General features: G+C 71.0%; 17 protein-coding genes, 1 tRNA gene and 1 pseudogene. 15 read left to right on the top strand and 4 right to left on the bottom strand.

Annotated elements, in window-relative coordinates; translation table 11 throughout:
- On the bottom strand, positions 1-1,952 hold a 1,952-nt coding region (gene acs / locus ACWGST_RS15420), incomplete at its 3' end, for an acetate--CoA ligase (RefSeq protein WP_452047548.1).
- A gap of 465 nt (positions 1,953-2,417) precedes the next feature.
- On the opposite strand from acs, the gene ACWGST_RS15415 reads away from it, so the two are divergent.
- From ACWGST_RS15415 to ACWGST_RS15395, 5 genes are read left to right on the top strand one after another with little or no spacing between them, the layout of a single operon-like run.
- Entirely contained in the window at positions 2,418-3,581 is a 1,164-nt protein-coding gene (locus ACWGST_RS15415) for a TadA family conjugal transfer-associated ATPase (RefSeq protein ID WP_452047547.1), read from the top strand.
- Positions 3,578-4,627, top strand: coding sequence for a type II secretion system F family protein (locus tag ACWGST_RS15410; protein ID WP_452047546.1), 1,050 nt, complete (start codon positions 3,578-3,580; stop codon positions 4,625-4,627). Before ACWGST_RS15415 ends, ACWGST_RS15410 begins: the two co-directional genes overlap by 4 nt.
- 58 nt (positions 4,628-4,685) lie before the next feature.
- Positions 4,686-4,919, top strand: coding sequence for a DUF4244 domain-containing protein (locus tag ACWGST_RS15405; RefSeq protein WP_452047545.1), 234 nt, complete (start codon positions 4,686-4,688; stop codon positions 4,917-4,919).
- A 16-nt stretch (positions 4,920-4,935) separates the two neighbouring features.
- Positions 4,936-5,244: a TadE family type IV pilus minor pilin gene (locus ACWGST_RS15400; RefSeq protein ID WP_452047544.1), complete on the top strand. Its 309-nt coding sequence runs from the start codon at positions 4,936-4,938 to the stop codon at positions 5,242-5,244.
- The gene (locus tag ACWGST_RS15395) at positions 5,244-5,594 is read left to right on the top strand and encodes an Rv3654c family TadE-like protein (protein WP_452047543.1); all 351 of its coding nucleotides are present in this window, start codon (positions 5,244-5,246) and stop codon (positions 5,592-5,594) included. The genes ACWGST_RS15400 and ACWGST_RS15395 overlap by 1 nt, the downstream gene beginning before the upstream one ends.
- 113 nt (positions 5,595-5,707) lie before the next feature.
- Here the strand turns inward: ACWGST_RS15395 and ACWGST_RS15390 are convergent, their stop codons facing one another.
- On the bottom strand, positions 5,708-5,944 hold the full coding sequence (locus tag ACWGST_RS15390) for a hypothetical protein (RefSeq protein WP_452047542.1): 237 nt from the start codon (positions 5,942-5,944) through the stop codon (positions 5,708-5,710).
- Positions 5,945-6,189: 245 nt separating this feature from the next.
- Between ACWGST_RS15390 and topA the strand changes: the two genes are divergently transcribed.
- From topA to ACWGST_RS15365, 5 genes are all read left to right on the top strand, one after another.
- Entirely contained in the window at positions 6,190-9,027 is a 2,838-nt protein-coding gene (gene topA, locus ACWGST_RS15385) for a type I DNA topoisomerase (RefSeq protein ID WP_452047541.1), read from the top strand.
- Positions 9,024-9,644 (top strand): dTMP kinase, encoded by a 621-nt coding sequence (tmk, locus tag ACWGST_RS15380; protein ID WP_452047540.1) that lies wholly within the window; start codon positions 9,024-9,026, stop codon positions 9,642-9,644. The genes topA and tmk overlap by 4 nt, the downstream gene beginning before the upstream one ends.
- Before the next feature lie 43 nt (positions 9,645-9,687).
- On the top strand, positions 9,688-10,905 hold the full coding sequence (locus ACWGST_RS15375) for a DNA polymerase III subunit delta' (protein WP_452047539.1): 1,218 nt from the start codon (positions 9,688-9,690) through the stop codon (positions 10,903-10,905).
- A complete protein-coding gene (locus ACWGST_RS15370; RefSeq protein WP_452047538.1) occupies positions 10,902-12,464 on the top strand; it encodes an alpha/beta hydrolase in 1,563 nt (520 codons plus the stop codon). Before ACWGST_RS15375 ends, ACWGST_RS15370 begins: the two co-directional genes overlap by 4 nt.
- Positions 12,465-12,543: 79 nt before the next feature.
- Positions 12,544-12,616 (top strand) — tRNA-Thr (locus tag ACWGST_RS15365).
- A 137-nt stretch (positions 12,617-12,753) separates the two neighbouring features.
- On the opposite strand, the gene ACWGST_RS15360 is transcribed toward ACWGST_RS15365, so the two are convergent.
- Both ACWGST_RS15360 and ACWGST_RS15355 read right to left on the bottom strand, forming a co-directional pair.
- Positions 12,754-13,629, bottom strand: coding sequence for an SGNH/GDSL hydrolase family protein (locus ACWGST_RS15360; RefSeq protein WP_452047537.1), 876 nt, complete (start codon positions 13,627-13,629; stop codon positions 12,754-12,756).
- Positions 13,626-14,480: an SGNH/GDSL hydrolase family protein gene (locus ACWGST_RS15355; protein WP_452047536.1), complete on the bottom strand. Its 855-nt coding sequence runs from the start codon at positions 14,478-14,480 to the stop codon at positions 13,626-13,628. Before ACWGST_RS15355 ends, ACWGST_RS15360 begins: the two co-directional genes overlap by 4 nt.
- A gap of 80 nt (positions 14,481-14,560) precedes the next feature.
- Between ACWGST_RS15355 and ACWGST_RS15350 the strand changes: the two genes are divergently transcribed.
- The 5 genes and pseudogenes from ACWGST_RS15350 to ACWGST_RS15330 all read left to right on the top strand — a co-directional run bounded on the left by ACWGST_RS15350 (position 14,561) and on the right by ACWGST_RS15330 (position 19,991).
- Complete coding sequence (locus tag ACWGST_RS15350) at positions 14,561-15,544, top strand: Gfo/Idh/MocA family protein (RefSeq protein WP_452047535.1); 984 nt, start codon at positions 14,561-14,563, stop codon at positions 15,542-15,544.
- 98 nt (positions 15,545-15,642) lie between these two features.
- Entirely contained in the window at positions 15,643-17,211 is a 1,569-nt protein-coding gene (locus ACWGST_RS15345) for a D-alanyl-D-alanine carboxypeptidase/D-alanyl-D-alanine-endopeptidase (protein ID WP_452047534.1), read from the top strand.
- 72 nt (positions 17,212-17,283) lie between these two features.
- Positions 17,284-17,856 (top strand): annotated as a pseudogene (locus ACWGST_RS15340) (isochorismatase family protein); the annotation flags it as partial.
- Positions 17,857-17,987: 131 nt separating this feature from the next.
- Complete coding sequence (locus ACWGST_RS15335; RefSeq protein WP_452047533.1) at positions 17,988-18,806, top strand: alpha/beta fold hydrolase; 819 nt, start codon at positions 17,988-17,990, stop codon at positions 18,804-18,806.
- Between the two features lie 279 nt (positions 18,807-19,085).
- Complete coding sequence (locus tag ACWGST_RS15330) at positions 19,086-19,991, top strand: DUF559 domain-containing protein (RefSeq protein WP_452047532.1); 906 nt, start codon at positions 19,086-19,088, stop codon at positions 19,989-19,991.
- Positions 19,992-20,167: the final 176 nt, after the last annotated feature.

Raw genomic sequence — 20,167 nt, 5'->3', positions numbered from 1 at the left:
TACTTCACCTGCTCGCTGATGACCTGCATGATCGAGGTGTCGGCGAGGGTGGTCGTGTCGCCGATCTCGCGGCCCTCGGCGAGATCGCGCAGGAGCCGGCGCATGATCTTGCCCGAACGCGTCTTCGGCAGCTCGTTGACGATGAACACCTGGCGGGGCCGGGCGATCGCGCCGATCTGCAGGGCGACGTGCGTGCGCAGCTCTTCGCTCGCCGCGAAGATGTCGGTGACCTGGTCGGACTGACTGGTCTTCAGGATGACGAAGGCGACGACGGCCTGCCCGGTCGCCTCGTCGGAGGCGCCGACGACGGCGGCCTCCGCCGTCCACGGGTGGGCGACGAGCGAGGACTCGATCTCGGCGGTCGAGAGGCGGTGGCCCGAGACGTTCATGACGTCGTCGACCCGGCCGAGCAGCCAGATGTCGCCGTCTTCGTCGCGTCGGGCGCCGTCACCGGCGAAGTACTTGTCGCCGAACTTCTCCCAGTACGTTTCTTTGAAGCGCTCGGGGTCGCCCCAGATGCCGCGCAGCATGGCGGGCCACGGCTCGGTGATCGTGAGCAGGCCGCCGCCTTCGCCTTCGATCGGGCTGCCGTCGTCGTTCACGATGTCGATCGAGATGCCGGGCACGGGAACCTGCGCCGAACCGGGCTTCAGGTCGGTGATGCCGGGCAGCGCCGAGATCATGATCGCGCCGGTCTCGGTCTGCCACCAGGTGTCGACGACGGGGATGGAGCCGCCGCCGATGACGTGGCGGTACCAGATCCAGGCTTCGGGGTTGATCGGCTCGCCGACCGAGCCGAGCAGGCGCAGCGACCGCACGTTGAAACCGTGCACCACGTCGCGGCCCTGTTTCATGAACGAGCGGATGGCGGTGGGCGCCGTGTAGAGGATCGAGACCTTGTACTTCTCGATGAGCTCCCACCAGCGGCCGGGGTGCGGGGTGTCGGGCGTGCCCTCGTACAGCACTTGCGTGGCGCCGTTGGCGAGCGGGCCGTAGACGACGTAGCTGTGCCCGGTGATCCAGCCGACGTCGGCGGTGCACCAGAACACGTCGCGTTCGGGGTGCAGGTCGAAGACGTTCTTGTGGGTGAACGCGACCTGCGTGAGGTAGCCGCCCGAGGTGTGCAGGATGCCCTTGGGGTTGCCGGTGGTGCCCGAGGTGTAGAGGATGAACAGCGGGTGCTCGGCGTTGAAGCCCTGCGGCTCGTGCTCGGCGGGAGCGGCGGCGAGCTGCTCGCTCCACGACAGGTCGCGGCCCTCGACCCAGGCGACGTCGCCGCCCGTGCGGTTGACGACGAGCACGGCGCGCACGGTCGTCTCGGCGGCCTCGATGGCCTCGTCGACCGTGGGCTTCAGCGGGAACGCCCTGCCCTTGCGGTAGCCGCCGTCGGCGGTGATGACGACCGCGGCCTGCGCGTCGTCGATGCGCGACTGCAGGCTCTTCGACGAGAAGCCGCCGAAGACGACGGAGTGCACGGCGCCGATACGGGCGCATGCGAGCATCGCGATGACGGCCTCGGGGATCATCGGCAGGTAGATGGCGACGCGATCGCCAGCCTGCACGCCGAGCGCGAGCAGCGCGTTGGCCGCACGCTTGACCTCTGCGGTCAGTTCGGCGTACGTGATGGTGCGCGTGTCGCCGGGTTCGCCCTCGAAGTGGAGCGCGACTCGATCGCCGAGCCCCGCTTCGACATGCCGGTCGAGGCAGTTGTACGCGACGTTCAGTTCGCCGTCGTGGAACCACTTGGCGAAGGGCGCGTTCGACCAGTCGAGGGTCTGGGTGAACGGGGTGCTCCATGAGAGGAGCGCTCGGGCCTGGTCGGCCCAGAAGCCGAGGCGGTCGGCGGCGGCGGCTTCGTAGAGTCGCTCGTCGGCGACGGCCTGGGCGGCGAACTCGGGACTCGGGCGGAATCGCCGGATCTCCTCGAGCGCGTGATCGATCTGAACGGTCATGGTGCTTCAGTCGCTCCTTCGCGAGTATTCTTCGGATGGGTCGCCTGCCCCACGCAGCACATTACCCGCCGCTCGGATCAGGTGAGGAATCGTGTCGTCCCGTAGCGTCGCGTGAGCGATTCACGGACGAACGGCGCGCGTTCCTGTGCTCAAGCGCAGAGAAATCTGTGTGTCGGCACAAATGAGGACAAAAAATGCTTGCGCATCCTTCTGCAGGCCGTATGCTGAGTACCGCCCGAACACTCGTTTCGTGGCCTGCAGCGCTCGTGATTCCCCCCAATCCTTGCGCTGCCGAGGCGGCACCTGTTCCCCCCAATGGGTGCCGCCCCCTTTTCGTTAACGGGGTGCGCCGAGCGGCGCCGCCCATCGGGCCGAGTCCTCCTCCACAATGTCGTGGGGGAGGATTTCTCCACATTTCCCCGTGATGGATGCCTCGGGGCCCGCCCGGCTTCGTACGCTCACGACATGTCTCAAGCCTTCGTGGCGTCGCCGTCGTGGCTGCGCGAACCTCCTGTCTCGCCGGCCGACGAGCGTGCCTTCGGGCCGCGCGCGGCCGATGCATCCGCTCGGCTCAGTCCGGCGGGCCTGCGCGACGGCGCCGTGCGGCCAGCCGCGTCAGGGCTGGGCGCGTCGAGCCCCGGCGTGCCGCAGCCGGCCGCACCGCGTGCGCCGGCGCCGCGCGAGTCCGCGAGATCGCCCCGACCCGGCGCCGATCTCTCGGTGCTCGGCCCGCTCGAGCCCTTCGCCCTCGACGGCCCCGTCACCGACCTGTTCGTCAACGGCGACCGCGGCCTCTGGGTCGACCGCGGCGGCGGTGCAGAGCGCGATGACGGCTGGGCGGCCGACGAGTCCGAGGTTCGCGCGCTCGCCGTGCGGCTCATCGCCCGCGGCGGGCGGCACATCGACGAGGCGACGCCAGCCGTCGATGTGCGTCTCGGCGCGGGCATCCGGGTGCATGCCGTGCTGCCGCCGGTCTCGCCGACCGGCACGACCATCTCGGTGCGCGTGCCTCGGGCCGGCGGCTTCTCGCTTGCCGCGCTCGCGCGCGCCGGCATGGTCGACACCGTGCAGGAGGCGGTCCTGCGGCAGGCGGTCGGCGCGCGCAAGAACCTGCTCGTGACCGGCGCGGGCGGCACCGGCAAGACCACGCTCCTCGCGGCCCTGCTCGCCGAGGCGCCCGAGCGCGAGCGGCTCGTCGTCATCGAAGACGTCGCCGAACTGCAGGTCGACCATCCGCACGTCGTCTCGCTCGAGGCGCGGCAGGCGAACCTCGAGGGCACGGGGCGGGTCGGGCTCGACGCGTTGCTGCGCGAGGCCCTGCGCATGCGACCCGATCGCCTGGTCGTCGGCGAATGCCGCGGTGCCGAGCTCAGAGAACTGCTCGCCGCGCTCAACACGGGCCACGACGGCGGGGCGGGCACGCTGCACGCGAACTCGCTCGCCGACGTGCCGGCACGGCTCGAGGCCCTCGGGTCGATCGCCGGGCTGTCACCCGACGCGCTCGCACGCCAGACGGTGAGCGCCTTCGACCTCGTGCTGCATCTCGAGCGGGTCGACGGCCGCCGCCGGCTCGGGCAGATGGGCCGCTTCGTCCAGTGCGACGACCGCCTCACGATCGAGGCGATATGAGCGAGCGGATGCCGCGGCGCCCGCGCCCGCTCGACGGACCCGAGCCGCTCGGGCGGCCAGGGCGGCCGGCGCCGTCAGGGCGGCTCGGGCTGCTCGGCGGGCTGCTCGTCAGGCGGCGTCGCGACCCCGCGGCGGAGGTCGACGCGATCGCGGCGCTCACCGAGCGACTCGCCGTGCTGCTCGCCGCGGGTGTGCCCGCGGTGAGCGCCTGGAACCACCTCGGCGCCGAGTCGGCGTCGGCGCCCGATGCCGAGGTGCTCGCATCGGCGGCGTCGGCGGCCACGCGCGGCGACCCCGTGGCGCCGGCGATCGCCGAGGCGGTGCGGGCGCAGCCCGAGGCATCCGTCGCCTGGCCCGTGCTCGCCGCCGCCTGGTCGGTGGCTGCCGAATCCGGCGCGCCGCTCGCCGCGAGCCTCCGCGAACTCGCGACGGTGCTGCGCGACGAGGCGCAGCTGCGGCGCGAGGTGCGCGCCGCGCTCGCGGGCCCGGCGGCGAGCGCACGGCTCGTGATGGCCCTGCCCGCGATCGCGGTGCTGTTCGGCGCGACGCTCGGATTCGACACGCTCGGCGTGCTCTTCGGCAACCCCGTCGGCCTCGTCTGCCTCGCCCTCGGGCTCGTGTGCCTCTGGGCCGGCCACCGGTGGAACGCGGCGCTCGCCGCCCGCGCGAGCCGATCGCGCGCCGACGCCGGGCTCGAGCTCGAACTGCTCGCGATCGCGATGGCGAGCGGGGCCTCGATCGAACGTTCGCGTGCCCTGGCCCGCGGCACGATCGAGCGCTATGTTCCGCATGCGGGCGACGGTGCAGAGGTCGACGCGGTTCTGGGACTGGCCGATCGCGCCGGCGCCCCGGTCGCCGAACTGCTGCGTTCGGAGTCGTTCCGGCTGCGCCGGGCGGCCCGCTCGGCCGGCGTCGAACGAGCGGCGGCGCTCGGCGTGCGGCTCATGCTGCCGCTCGGGCTCTGCGTGCTGCCGGCCTTCGTGCTGCTCGGCGTCGCGCCCCTCATGATCTCGGTCGTCACCGGCACCCTCGGCGGTGCCGTGTGAGGCCTCCCGACTCGTGCCATCCGAACGCCGGCGAGCCGGCACCGCAGAAAGGAACACCATGCACGCGAACGAACCCCATCACGAGCACCGCACCGCCAGAGGTCGCGCCCGCCGCATCGTCAGGCGGGTCGTCGTGCGCCTCGCCGGCGAACGCGGCGCGGCGACCGCCGAGTACGCCGTGGCGACGATGGCGGCGGTCGGCTTCGCCGGCCTCCTCGTCATCATCCTCCGCGGAGACGAGGTGCGCGGCATCCTCACCGACCTCGTGCGGAATGCGCTCACGGTCGGCTGAGCACGAGCGCGGCAGCGTGACCGCCGAGTTCGCGGTCGCGCTGCCCGCCATCGCGCTCGTGCTGGCCGCGTGCCTGGCTTCCGTGCAATTGTCGGCCCAGCAGGTGCGGTTGACGGATGCCGCGGCGGACGCCGCCAGAGCGCTCGGCCGCGGCGAGACCGACGCCGTGGCCGGCGCCATCGCCGACCGCGTCTCCGGCGGCTCCGATCTCTCGGTGGCGGTCGAGGGCGAGTTCGTCTGCGCGACGCTCAGCGCCTCGGGCGGCGGGCTGCTCGCGGCGATCGAGTTGCGCGCCGAGTCGTGCGCCGTCACGGGAGGCCGCTGATGGGCGGGCCTCAAGAGAGGGGAGCGGCATCGGTGCTCGCCCTCGGCATCATCGGAGCGATGACCGCGCTCGCCGTGGCGCTCGTCGCGCTGCTCGGCGTCTTCGTCGTGTCGCAACGCGCGTCGAACGCCGCCGATGCAGCGGCGCTTGCGGCGGCCGACGCGATCTCGGGCGCCGTTCCTGGCGAACCGTGCCGGCTCGCGGGCGCGATCGCCGCTCGCAACGGCGCACGGCTCGAGGCCTGCGAGGGGGATGGTGCCGAGGCATCCGTCATCGTCGCCGTCGAAGCGGTTCCGGGCTTCGCGGTCACCGCGGCGGCCCGAGCCGGTCCGCCCGGCGGGCCGGGGTGACCGGCCCCGGGCTGGCCGGGCCGTCGGGCTGGCCGGGCCGTAGGGCTGGCCGGGTCGGCTCGGGCTGGCCGGGCCGTCGGGTTGGCCGGGCCGCCGAGGCCGACCGCGACCGATCAGTCGAAGACGGTCTCGACGAACCGGTACTCGACGGCGCTCGGCCGGTCGTCTCCCGGCGCCGAGAACTCCATGCCGGCCGCTCGCGAGTACACGTAGCGCTTGCCGTGGTCGGCGTTCAGCTCGATGCGCGGTCGTGGATCTCCCGACTCGAGGAAGGCGGTCGCCACCGTCTTGCCCTCGAGCGGTCCGTCGATCAGCATCGCCGTGTACGAGTCCGTCGTTGAGGTGTCCATGCTGGCAATTCTCCTCGACGCCGCGGGAACCGCAAGGGGGCGTACCGAGGTGCAGCCCGAGCGGTGCGAGCCGGCCGCGCTGGACCGCGCCGGGGCGTGTCGACCGCGTTCCAGTGCGTCGGCTCCCGGTCAGGGTGTGTATGGTGTGGCTGTCGGTGCAGCATTTCGCCGGCTTTGGCACACCGCTCGGGGGCGCGGCTTCGAATGTGCGTTCTCGTCCCTAATTGTCAACAAAGAGGAGTCTGGTGTCAGGCGCGAAAAAACTGGTCATCGTCGAGTCGCCCACCAAGATGAAGTCGATCGCCCAATACCTGGGCGACGGCTACGAAGTGTTGTCCTCCGTCGGGCACATCCGCGACCTCATCGAGCCGAAGAACCTGCCTGCCGAGCTCAAGAAGGGCCCGCTCGGCAAGTTCTCGGTCGACGTCGACAACGGCTTCGAGCCGTACTACGTCGTCTCCGACTCGAAGAAGAAGACCGTCGCCGAACTCAAGCGCGCGCTGAAGAACGCCGACGAACTCCTGCTCGCCACCGATGAAGACCGCGAGGGCGAGGCCATCGCGTGGCACCTGCTGCAAGAGCTGAAGCCCAAGGTGCCGGTGCGCCGCATGGTCTTCCACGAGATCACGAAAGACGCCATCCAGAAGGCGAAGGACAACACCCGCGAGCTCGACACCGCACTCGTCGATGCGCAAGAGACGCGGCGCATCCTCGATCGCCTCTACGGGTACGAGATCTCGCCGGTGCTGTGGCGCAAGGTCGGCCCCGGCCTGTCCGCGGGCCGCGTGCAGTCCGCCGCCACTCGGCTCGTCGTCGACCGCGAGCGCGAGCGCCTGGCGTTCGTCGCCGCGGGCTACTGGGACCTCGCGGGACGCTTCTCGGCCGAGGCATCCGACAACGCCACCTCGTTCGAGGCGAAGCTCGTGCGCCTCGCCGGCCAGCGCGTCGCCACGGGCCGCGACTTCGACGACGCCGGCACCTTGAAGACCAAGGCCGTCGTCCTCGACGAGGCCACCGCGACGGCGCTCGTCGCGGCGCTCGGCGACGACGCCGTCGCGCGCACCGTCTCGAAGGTCGAGTCCAAGCCCTACTCGCGTCGCCCGGCGGCGCCCTTCACGACGTCGACGCTGCAGCAGGAATCCGCTCGCAAGCTGCGACTCTCGGCGAAGGACACGATGCGCGTGGCGCAGTCGCTCTACGAGAACGGCTACATCACCTATATGCGCACCGACTCGAACTCGCTGTCGCAACAGGCGATCACGGCGGCTCGTGCACAGGCGACGATGCTCTACGGCGCCGACTCGATCCCCGACAAGCCGCGGGTCTACGCCGGCAAGTCGAAGAATGCGCAAGAGGCGCACGAGGCCATCCGCCCGTCGGGCGAGGTGTTCCGCACCCCGTCCGAGCTGTCGAGCGTGCTGCGCGGCAGCGAGTTCAAGCTCTACGACCTCATCTGGAAGCGCACGGTCGCCTCGCAGATGGCCGACGCCAAGGGCCAGACGGCCACGGTCACGATCGAGGTCGGGCCCACGGCGGCGGATGCATCGGCTCCCGCCGAGGCGTCGGCTCCCGTCGCCGGCACGATCGCGGAGTTCACCGCGAGCGGCACCGTCATCACCTTCCGCGGGTTCCTCGCGGCCTATGAAGAGAGCCGCGACGAGGAACGCAACGCCGAGGAGACGCCCGGCGAGGCGAAACTGCCCCCGCTGAAAGAGGGCCAATCGCTCGCCATGGCCGATCTCGAGGCCAAGGGCCACGAGACCTCGCCGCCACCGCGCTACACCGAGGCGAGCCTCGTCAAGCGGCTCGAAGAGCTCGGCATCGGCCGCCCGTCGACCTTCGCCTCGATCATCTCGACGATCATCGACCGCGGCTACGTGACGCAGCGCGGCCAGGCGCTCGTGCCGAGCTGGATCGCCTTCTCGGTCGTGCGCCTGCTCGAAGACCACTTCGGCGACCTCGTCGAGTACGACTTCACGGCCGAGATGGAGGCCGACCTCGACCACATCGCCGCGGGCGAGGCCGACCGGGTCGACTGGCTCTCGAGCTTCTACTTCGGCTCCGACAAGCACCGGGGTCTGCGTCAGGTCGTCGACAACCTCGGTGAGATCGACGCCCGCGAGATCAACTCGGTGCGGATCGCCCCCGACATCACCCTGCGCATCGGCAAGTACGGCCCCTACCTCGAGGCCGTCGAGGCGGGCGCCGCGCCCGACGCGACACCGCGCCGCGTGAACCTGCCCGAGGGCCTCGCGCCCGACGAACTCACCGAGGCGAAGGCCCGCGAGCTCATCGAGGCCCCCGTGCAAGAGGCGCGAGTGCTCGGCGTCAACCCCGACAACGGCAAAGAGGTCGTCGTGAAAGACGGGCGCTTCGGCCCGTACGTCACCGAGCTCGATCCGGCGCCGGTCGCGACCCCCGAAGCGGATGCCGCAGCATCCGCTCAGTCGACCGAGCCGACCGTCGTCGACCCCGCGACGGGCGAGGTGATCGAGGCGCCGAAGCCGAAGGCGAAGCGCGCCCCGAAGAAGGCGCCGGTCGAGAAGCCGCGCACGGCGTCGCTCTTCAAGAGCATGCAGGTCGGCGAGATCGACTTCGAGACCGCCCTGAAACTGCTGAACCTGCCGCGCGTTGTCGGCGTCGACCCCGAGTCCGAGGCCCCGATCACGGCCCAGAACGGCCGATACGGCCCGTACCTCAAGAAGGGCGTCGACACGCGCACGCTGCCGAGCGAAGACGCGATCTTCGAGATCGGACTCGACGGCGCGCTCGAGCTCTTCGCCCAGCCGAAGTACGGCGCGCGCACCGCGTCGAGCGCGCTCAAGGAGTTCGAGGCCGACCCCGTCAGCGGCAAGCCGATCAAGGTGAAAGACGGTCGCTTCGGCCCTTACGTCACCGATGGCACGACGAATGCGACGATTCCGCGCTCGGAGTCGGTGGAGGACATCACCTTCGAACGCGCCGTCGAACTGCTGCAGATCAAGCGTGACAAGGGCCCGGCCTCACCGCGAGCCAAGAAGGCCCCGGCGAAGCGCGCCCCGGCCAAGAAGGCGCCCGCGAAGAAGGCGACGCCCAAGAAGTGAGCGGTGGGCTCTTCATCACCCTCGAGGGCGGCGACGGGTCGGGCAAGACGACCCAGGCCGAGCTGCTCGGCGCCTGGCTCATCGAGTCGGGCCGCACGGTCGTGCGCACCCGCGAGCCGGGCGGCACCGACGTCGGCGTCGAGGTGCGTGAGATCGTCCTGCACCATCGCGGCGACATCGCACCGCGCGCCGAGGCGCTGCTCTATGCGGCAGATCGGGCGCACCACGTCGCAACCGTCGTGCGGCCGGCGCTCGAGCGCGGCGAGGTCGTCATCCAAGACCGCTACGTCGACTCGTCGGTGGCGTACCAGGGGGCGGGCCGAGTGCTCGACCCCGTCGCAGTGCGCGGCCTCTCGGAATGGGCGACCGAGGGGCTCCAGCCCGATCTGACGATCCTGCTCGACCTCGACGCCGCGTCGGCGCGCACGCGGCTCGACGGGGCGCGCACCAGGTACGACCGGCTCGAGGCCGAGGCATCCGAGTTCCACGATCGCGTGCGCGAGGCCTACCTCGACCTCGCGGCGGCCGAGCCCGAGCGCTTCCTCGTCGTCGACGCGACCGCGCCGGTCGAGCACATCGCGGCCGAGATCCGCGCCCGAGTGTCGGGCCTGCTCTGAACACGTCGAGGCCGTCGTCAGCCGCTGAAGGTAGCGTTGCAGCGTGACCGAGAGCGTGTGGAGTGAGCTGACCGGGCAGGATGCCGCGATCGCGCTGTTCCGCGCAGCCGCGGAGTCGGCCGGCACGCGCGGCGGTGCCGCGGCGAACTCCGACGCGGGCGTCGAGGCGGGCGCCGCTCAGCAGATGACGCACTCGTGGCTCATCACGGGCCCGCCCGGCTCGGGCCGCTCGAACCTCGCCTACGCCTTCGCGACGGCCCTCATCTCGGGAGTGCCCGACGGCGACGCGCGCACCCGCGCCCAGGTCGATGCGCGCAGCCACCCCGACCTGCACGTGCTCGCGACCGAGGGCGTCATCATCAAGCGCGACGACGTGCGCGACATCGTGCGCCGCTCGCACTACGCGCCGTCGATCGGTCGGCACCGGGTCGTCATCGTCGAAGACGCCGACCGCATGACCGAGCAGACCTCGAACTTCCTGCTCAAAGAGCTCGAAGAGCCGCCCGAGCGCACCGTCTGGATCCTCTGCGCGCCGAGCGAGGCCGACCTCATCCCCACGATCCGCTCGCGCGTGCGCTCGGTGCGGCTCCAGGTTCCGAGCATCGCGGATGTCGCGGCGCTCCTCGAGCGTCGCGACGGCGTCGACCCGGTGCTGGCCGAACGAGCGGCCCGCGAGGCGCAGAGCCACATCGGCATGGCCCACCGGCTCGCGACCAACGACGAGGCGCGGCGACGTCGCGCCGAGACGCTCGAACTCGCACTTGCCGTGCGATCGACCTCGGGGGCGGTCTCGACCGCGGCGCGGTTCATCGCGATCGCCGGCGAAGACGCCAAGGCCATCGCCGAGCTGCGCGACGCCGAAGAGCGCGCGAGTGCCCTGCACTCGCTCGGGGTCGCGCCGGGCCAGGCCGTGCCCAACGCGCTGCGCCCGCAACTGAAGGCGCTCGAAGACGACCAGAAGCGTCGCGCGACCAGAACGCTTCGCGACGGCATCGACCGCATCCTCGTCGATCTCGCTTCGCTCTACCGCGACATCCTGCTCATCCAGCTCGAGGCCGACGTGCCACTCGTCAACCGCGAGCTCGAAGCGGGCATGCAGCGGGCCGCGGCATCCGCAACACCTGCTCGCACGCTCGCGACGCTCGATGCGATCCAGCAGGCGCGCACCCGCATCGACGGCAACGTCTCGCCGGTGCTCGCGCTCGAGGCGATGCTCGTCTCCGCCATCAGACGACCGACCACCGAACGAGGGGCCGCATGACCGACACGACCACCGCCGGGCGTCAGCGCGGCCCTCGCGGCCGCCGCCCGCGATCCGTCGCGATCGTCGGCACCCTTGCGGCGCTGTTCGCACTGGCCGGCTGCGTGCCCTCGTTCCTCGCACCCCAGCCGGTCTCGACGCCGACGGGCGAAGAGGTCGCGGCCGAGCTCGAGCCCTTCTACAGCCAGGTGCTCGAGTGGGAGCGCTGCGGCGACGGCATGGGCTGCACGACCGCGAAGGCCCCGCTCGACTGGAGCGACCCCGCTGCCGGCGAGACCGAACTCGCGCTCGTGCGTCACGTCGCGACGGGCGACAAGATCGGCTCGCTGCTCGTGAACCCCGGCGGCCCCGGCGGCTCGGGCTACGACTTCGTGATGGACTCGCTCGACTTCGCCGTCGGCCAGCCCCTCCAGGAGCGGTTCGACGTCGTCGGCTTCGATCCTCGGGGGGTCGGCCGATCGTCGGGCATCGCCTGCTACGACGCGAGCGAGATGGACGACTACCTCTACGGCATCACGCCCGGGGAGCGCGGCAGCGACGAGTGGGTGGCGAACGTCGAGACGGCCAAGCGCGCCTTCGGGGCGGCGTGCGCCGAGAACAGCGGCGAACTGCTCGGCAACGTCGATACGGTCAGCGCAGCGCGCGACATGGATCTGCTGCGCGCGATCCTCGGCGACGACGAGCTCAACTACCTCGGGTACTCGTACGGCACGTTCCTCGGTGCGACGTACGCCGAGCTCTACCCCGACAAGGTCGGCAAGCTCGTGCTCGACGGCGCGATCGACCCGTCGGCGAGCGAGACCGAGGTGTCGCAGGCGCAGGCCATCGGCTTCGAGAACGCGCTGAAGGCCTACCTCGCCGACTGCCTCGACGGCAGTGGCTGCCCCTTCGACGGCTCGGTCGACGATGCCGCCGGCGAGATCGGGCGACTCCTGGCATCCGTCGACGAGAGCCCCCTGCGCGGCACCGACGGCCGCCTCGTGGGCGCCGACACCCTCGTGACCGCGATCATCTACCCGCTCTACAGCCCCGACTCGTGGCCGTACCTGAGCGACATGTTCGAGTCGGTGATGTTCGGCGACGCCGACATGGCCCTGTCCTTCGCCGACGGCTACAACGGTCGAAGCGAAGACGGCACCTACCTCGACAACCAGACCGAGGCCTTCACGGCGGTCAACTGCCTCGACTACACGTACCAGTCCGACGTCGAGGTGATGCGCGAGAAGGCCGCCGCCGTCGCCGAGGTCGCCCCGATCATCGGCCCGTACTTCGGGTTCGGCGACCTCACGTGCGTCAACTGGCCGCACCAGAGCGACGCCGAGCGCGCGGAGATCCATGCGGACGGCGCGGCGCCGATCTTCGTGATCGGCACCACGGGTGACCCGGCGACGCCGTACGAGTGGGCCGTTGCGCTCGCCGAGCAGCTCGACAGCGGTGTGCTCGTCTCGTACGAAGGCGAGGGCCACACGGCCTACAACAAGTCGAATTCGTGCGTGAACGACGCCGTCGAGTCGTACTTCATCGACGGCACCGTACCCTCTGGCGATCCCAAGTGCTGAAGGTGGTCAACGGGTCTCTCGAAACCCGCTAACATTGATACTCGTGCCAGCCGGTGCGCTTCGAGCGCCCGGGTGCCACGCCGCCTTAGCTCAGTCGGCAGAGCGTCTCACTCGTAATGAGAAGGTCGTGGGTTCGATTCCCACAGGCGGCTCGCTCAGAAGGGCCCGGAGAGATCCGGGCCCTTCGTGCTTCTCACTGGCGCGCACCTCGCGCGCCAGGCACACGGACGGCCCGGGGTCGCCGGGCCGTTCGCATCTCACGCGAGGAAGAGCGCGTGGGGTCGGGGGATCACATGAGCGCAGGGCGCAGCGCGGCGGCGAAGGCCTGGTACCCCGTGGCGTTGGCGTGGAACGAGTCGTTCGCGCGGAGCCACTTCCAATCGTTGATCCACGGCGCGGCGCTGCCGATGCCGTGCCCGGTGAAGGGCGCCTCGACGTCGACATACCTCGCACCGGCCAGGGCGGCTGCGGCCTCGATCGCGTCGTTCAGTGCGACGGTGCCCGTGTTCACGCGCGTCGCCCACTGGTAGCTCGAGGTGGGCGCGAACAGCAGCGGGTAGCCGGTGACGACGACTCGGGCATTCGGCGCCTTCGCGGCGATCGCGGCGATGGCGCCCCGCACGTTCTGGGTGAGCGTGCCGTTCTGCACGAGCGTCTCGCCCGCGACGATGTGCGATTCGCACGAGCTGTTGACGAGCACGAAGCAGTTCTGCATGACGTTCGCGAACCCCACGTCGTTTCCGCCGACCGTGAGCGTGACGCGCACGACGTTCGACGGGAGAGCGGCGACCTGCTTCGAGATCACGTCGGCCGTCGTGGCGCCGCGGCAGGCGGGCCGTGCCGCGAGTGCGAGGTTCGCGTCGGCGTCGAGCAGTGCGGGATACCCGTTCGAACTCGTGTAGCAGCTCGTCTCGAGGTAGCCGCCGGCGCCGAGACCCGCGGCGTACGAGTCACCGAGGGCCGCATAGGCGAGCTGCGAGGTGCCGCCGCCATGGCCCCCGCCGCCGGGTTTGCCCTTGCCGGTGGTCGCGGCGAGCGATGGCGACGCGACCGACGCGAGCGCGATGATCGCGGCGAGCAGCGTCGCGGCCAGCGCCGAAAGCGCTGTCGACGCGCCCCTCGTCGGCGCTGCCGACGCGGCCTTCGGGCGAGCCGACCGGGTCACGGCAGTGCCAGTGCAGCGACGATCGCGTCGCGGTAGGCGACGTAGCCGGCGGCGTTCGGGTGCATGAACGACACCGGGTCGCTCAGGTCGCCGATCCACGGGTCGACGGTTCCCACGCCGTGGTCGGCGAACGGAACCGAGACGTCGACGTAGCCCGCGTTGGCGCCGAGCACCATGGCCGCGCCGACTCCTGAAATGATCTGCGCGTTCAGTATGAAGGTCAGCACGTTCACCTGATTTGTGATGGAGCTCAACCCGGGTGCGAACGGAATCGCGTAGCCGGTCACGAGGATCTCGGCGCGCGGCGAGCGAGCGGCGACCTCGCCGATGAGATCTGACAGATCACCGGCCAACTCCCCCGAGCCGAGGTATGTGCTTGCGGCGATCAGCGCGTCTTGGCACGCCGTCGGCGGTGCCGGCGGTGACGGCGCTGTGCACGCGGCGAGGATGCCGGGCAGATCCACCTCGTTCGCGCCGACCGTGATCGTCACGAGCGTGGTGCCGCGGTTCAGCTCCGAGAGTTGGAGCGCCGCGACATCCGCAATCTTCGCCCCGCTGCACGAGGGGTTGCGCAACAGATTCGTGTTCGGCACCGCGTCGAGCAGGGCGGGGTAGCCGCTCGGGCTTCGCAGGCACGCGTCGACGTACCCGCCGGCCCCCTGGCCTGCGGCCACGGAATCGCCGAGCGAGACGTACTTCGCGACGGGTGACGACGAGGATGACGACGGCGATGGCACGGGCGGCGCGGCGTTTGCCGGGCCGGCGATCCCCAAGGGGATCGCCACGAGAGCGATGATGGCCGCGGCGGCACTGCCGATGACGCGGCCCTTCAATTCGAATACAGCCGTCATGGCTGAACGCTAGACCCATTCATGAGAATTCCGCATGATCCCAGAACAGGGGGATGTCGCCGGCGGCATAGGCTGTCGGCATGACGAATCGACTGCGCTGGGGCATCCTCGCGACCGGTGGCATCGCGCACGCCTTCGCGGGCGACTTGAAACTGGGCGGATTCACGGTGCAAGCGGTGGGATCGCGCACGCAAGAGGCGGCCGACGCGTTCGCGGCGGAGTTCGAGATCCCCAACGCGCACGGCAGCTACGAGGCCCTCGTCGCCGACCCCGAGGTCGACGTGATCTACGTGTCGACGCCGCATCCGATGCACGCCGCCGGCGCCAAGCTCGCCCTCGGGGCGGGCAAGCACGTGCTCGTCGAGAAGGCCTTCACGGTCAACGCCGACGAGGCGCGCGCCCTCGCCGAGCTGGCGGCGGCCAAGGGGCTGCTCGTGCTCGAGGCGATGTGGACGAGGTACCTGCCGCACATGGCGCGCATCCGCGAGATCATCGCCGAGGGCACGCTCGGCGAACTCCGCACGCTCATCGCCGATCACACCCAGCTGCTGTCAGACGACCCGGCGCACCGCATCAACGCGCTCGAACTCGGCGGCGGTGCGCTGCTCGACCTCGGCATCTACCCGATCTCGTTCGCGTGGGACCTCTTCGGTGCGCCCGCGACGACGCAGGCGTCGGCGACGTTCAAGCCGACCGGCGCCGACGCGCAGGTCGCCGTGGTCTTCGGCTACGACGGCGGACGCATGGCCGTGACTCTCTCGGCGAGCGATACGAAGGGCCCGAACACGGCCGTCGTGCTCGGCACGAAGGCACGTATCGAGATCGACCACGTCTGGTACACGCCGACGACGTTCCGGGTCGTCGCCGCCGACGGCACGCTGCTCGAGGAGTACCGCTCGGAGGTCGCGGGCCGCGGCATGCAATTCCAGGCCGAGGCGGTCGAGCGGCTCGTCGCGGCGGGCACGCTGACCGGCGACCTGCTGCCGATCGACGAGACCGTCGCGATCATGGCCTCGCTCGACGAGGTGCGCCGGCAGATCGGGCTCGTCTACCCGGGCGAGTGACGACAGCGGTCGGCCCTCGCCGGCAGCGCCGTGCGCCGGCAGCCCCGATCCGGCACATGATCAGGTTCTCTTGAGGATGGCTCGCGTAGGATTCCCGGGTGACCGACGAGACGGATGCCGCGGGGGAGACCCCCGACATCGGCGACCCGTCGCTCGGGGACGACCCCGCGAGCGCTGACGCCCCCGAGAGCGCTGACGCCCCCGAGAGCGCTGACACCCTCGCTGGCACCCCCGCGGCGCCGAGGACCGGCGTGCTCGCGGCGATCGCGGCGTTCGCCCGCACCCACCGCCTGCCGCTCATGATTGCGGGCGGCGTCGTCGCGTTCGGCCTGCTCGGCGCGGGCGCGGTCGCCGTGGGCGCTGCGAGCAACGGGGGCGCAGCGGCATCCACCGCCCTGTCGACGACGCCGACCCCCACCCCGACGGCGGACCCGGCGCGCCCGGTGCCTGCGGCGATCGCGGCGGCGGCGCGTCTGCGCACCTGCTCGGTCGCCGATCGCGCGGCCGACGGGCGACTCGCGAACTTCCAGGCGCAGGTGGTGAACGCCGCGACGGGCGAGGTGCTCTACGACCGCGGCGGCACGACCCCCTCGCGCACCGCGAGCGTCATGAAGGTGCTGACCTCGGCCGCGGCGCTCTCGGTGCTCGGGCCCGACTACCGCACTCCGACGACCGTCGTGAAGGGCGCAGATCCCGGTTCGGTCGTGCTCGTCGGCGGCGGCGACGCCACCCTCTCGCGCACCTCGAGCGGCACCGAGACCGTCTATCCGGGCGCGGCGCACCTCGACGACCTCGCCGCGCAGGTCGAGGCAGCATGGGCCGCCGACCCGGCGAACCCGCCGCTGACGAAACTCATCCTCGACGCGAGCTACTTCAGCGGCGACGAGTGGGAGCCGAGCTGGAACCTCAAGGAGCGCGATGACGGCTACATGTCGAACATCGCCGCGCTCATGGTCGACGGCGACCGCGATGAACCGGACGCCAACACCTCGTGGCGCAGCGCCGACCCGGTCGGCCGGGCCGGTGAGGCCTTCGCGAGCGAGCTCGGCGGCATCGGCGCGATCGAGCGCGGCGTCGCTCCCGCCGGGGCGCAGCAGCTCGGCCAGGTGCAGTCGCCGACCGTCGCGCAGCTCGTCGACAAGGCCCTCGTCGTCTCCGACAACACCGCGGCCGAGATGCTCGCCCGTCTCGTGGCGATCGAGACGGGCGCCGGCAACTCCTTCGGGGCCATCAACGCCGGAGTGCTGCAGGGCCTCGCCGCCTACGGCGTCGACACCACGGGCATCACGATCGTCGACGGCTCGGGGCTCTCCGACAACAACGCCGTGCCGCCCGCGTACCTGACGCGGCTGTTCGTCAAGATCAACGCCCGCGAGGGCAATCTCGGCGTACTCATGGACGGCCTGCCCGTCTCGGGGCAGCGCGGCTCGCTCGGGTACGACGACCGGTTCTCTGGCGACAACGCTGTGGCCGACGGCGCCGTCTCGGCCAAGACCGGGTGGATCGACACCGGCTACACGCTCTCGGGCGTCGTACGCGCGCAAGACGGCTCGACGCTGACGTTCGCGATCTACGCCCTCGGCGACGTCACCGACGAGGCGAAGCAGGCGATCGACACGCTGACGACGGGGTTCTTCCTCTGCGGCGACAACCTCTCGAACCAGTAGTCTGCGTCGCACTCTCTCTCGTTCCGGCTCGAGTCGGGTTGCAGGAACGTCGATCCGGGTGACAATTGAGCCATGACTCGGGCCCTGTTCATCATCGACGTGCAGAACGATTTCACCGAGGGCGGCGCGCTCGGTGTCGAGGGCGGCGCCGTCGTCGCCGCCGGCATCACGCGCCTGCTCGAACGCCATCGCGGCGAGTACACGCTCGTCGCGGCATCCCGCGACTGGCACTCCGGCGAGCACGACAACGGCGGCCACTTCGCCGTCGATGCCGAGCCCGACTTCGTCGACACGTGGCCGCCCCACTGCGTCGAAGGCACACCGGGCGCCGAATACCACCCCGACTTCGACACGTCCGCCGTCGACGTGCACATCCGCAAGGGTCAGGGCGTGCCCGCCTACTCGATCTTCGAGGGCACGGATGACTCGGGCTCGAGCATCGGCGACGTGCTCGCCGCGCGGGGCATCACCGACATCGACGTCGTCGGCATCGCGACCGACTACTGCGTGCGGGCGAGTGCCCTCGACGCGGTCGAGCACGGACAGCACGTGCGCGTCTTCACCGACCTCGTCGCGGGCGTCGCGGCCGAGTCGTCGGCCGCCGCGCTCGCCGAACTCGGGCACGCCGGCGTCGCGATCGTCGAGTCGACGGTGCTCGACGCTGCTGACGGGCCCGACGCCGCTGACGGGGCCGCTGCTGACGCTGCTGACGCTGCTGACGCTGCTGACGCGGCTGACGCGGCTGACGGGGCTGACGGGGCCGCCGGGGCCGCGTCGTGAGGCAGGACGGTCCGGCCGCGACCCCGACGCTCTACGCCGAAGCACCCGACGGGGTGCTCATCGGGTATCGCGTGCACGCGGCATCCGATATCGAGACAAGCGGCGAGGCGGATGTCTCGTTGCCGCCCGTGCTGCTCGTGCACGGATTCGCGTCCGACGCGTCGATCACCTGGGAGGGTACCGGCTGGGTGCGCGCGCTCGCCGATGCCGGCCGCACGACGATCACCCTCGACCTGCGCGGCCACGGCACGAGCGACAAACCCGTCGACGCTGCGTCGTACGCGCCCGAGCTCCTCGGCGCCGACCTCGTCGCGGTGCTCGACTCCGCGGAGGTCGCGGTGGTCGACGTCGTCGGATACTCGATGGGCAACCGCGCCGTCTCGGCCTTCGCCATGGGTGCGCCCGAGCGAGTGCGTCGCGTCGTCGTGGGCGGCGCAGGGCCGAACGAGCTCTTCGCCACGTGGGCGATCGACGACGCGCGGGCCGTGCTGCTTCGCGACGAGGTGCCGCGCGACCCCGTGATCGGGCAGGTGCTGCGCCCCGCCGTCGCGGCTGGCGCCGACCGCGAGGCACTGCTCGCCGTCATCGAGGGCGTCGCAGGTGCGCCGCTGTCGATTCCGGGCGGCATCCCGGTGCTGTTCGTCGCCGGCGAGAACGACCCAGTGCCCGTCGGCGTGCAGGAGCTCGCCCGCGAGTGGGGCGCCGATTTCGTCTCGGTGCCGGGGCGCGACCACGTCTCGACGCTCACGTCGCGGGCGTTCAAGACGGCCGCCATCGAGTTCCTCGCCTCACCGTCGGCCGACGAGTCCGCATAGCTCGCCGGCGCGGCGCGCGGCGCGTGGCGTGGCGCGTGGCGCGTGGCGCGTGGTGGAGTTCGGCGCGGCGTGAGGCGCGGCGTGTTGGTTGCCCGTTCAGGGGATTCTCGCGACACTCCGCCGGTGCGTGCTGGATGTACGGCGTGTCACCAGAATCCCCTGAACGGGCAACAGAGCGGGTGACGGTGCGGCTCCTCCACAGGGCGGCCGTGGGCTGAATTGTCCACAGATCGCCGGATGCCGCGGGCACGCCGTCGCCCTGAGCGCGACCGTGTGCTCATGACAAGTGCGATCGATGTCGTCCGCAGCCACGGTGGTACCTGCCGCACGAAGGATCTCCGCGCACGCGGCATCCATCCCCGCCGCATCGCCGCGGCCGTGGCATCCGGCAGCATCGAACGCGCGCGAATCGGGCACTACATCGACCCGGTCCTCGCGGTGGATGCCAAGCGGGCGATCAGGGTCGGGGGCCGCGTGGCGTGCGCGAGCGCTGCCGTGATTCTCGGCCTCCGCGTGCTGAGGCCGGCGCATGTCCTCCATGTCGAAGTCGGCGAGCACGACTCGCGGTTCCGTCGGGACTTCGACGGCAAGGGCAGTGTGCTCCCCACGCAGGAGCATGAGCGGCTCGCCTTCCACTGGTCAGGAGCGGGCCGACCGAGAGGTGCTCTCCCCGACATCGTGGACGTGCTGGAGCAGGCGATCGATTGCCTGCCGGCGCTCGAGGCGGTGTGCATGCTCGATGCGGCACGCGAGAACGTGCCTCGCGCAGATCGCCCGCCGCTGCTCTCGGCCGCGGAGTTCCGGCATCTGCTCGACCGACTCAGTGATCGGGGGCGTCAGACGGCGTTGCGGTCGTCGACGCTCAGCCAGGCCATCGGCGAATCGGTGGCGCGCGAACGCCTTCGTGAAGCGGGGATCATCGCGGCCCCGCAGGCCGCACTGCCGGGCGGGTTCTTCGCCGACCTGCTCATCGGGGAGAGACTCGTCTTCGAGTGCGAGGGGTACTCGGCGCACGGAACCAGCGAGGCGTTCGAGAACGACCGTGCGCGCATGGCGTACCTGCGGGCGATGGGGTACACGGTGCTCAACTTCAGTCACAAGCAGATCGTCGAGGATTGGGAGAGCGTGTTGTCTGCTGTGCGGCTCGCGATGCGACGTGGCGAGCACCTCGTGCATCGGGTCTGACGTCGGCCTCTCGTCACGGCGCCGGCCACGCAGCATCCACTCGCCCGGTTCCGGTCCCTTCATCTTGCTGCTCGTTCAGGGGATTTGGGCGCCACGCCGCACGGCTGCCCCTGCACATACTCCGTTCGCTCATCTGCGAGGACGACCTGTGATCAGCCCCCTGATCGGTCCCGGGG

This window comes from Agromyces sp. NPDC055520 (genome assembly GCF_053619715.1).
This window is presented reverse-complemented; position numbering and strand designations above follow the sequence as displayed.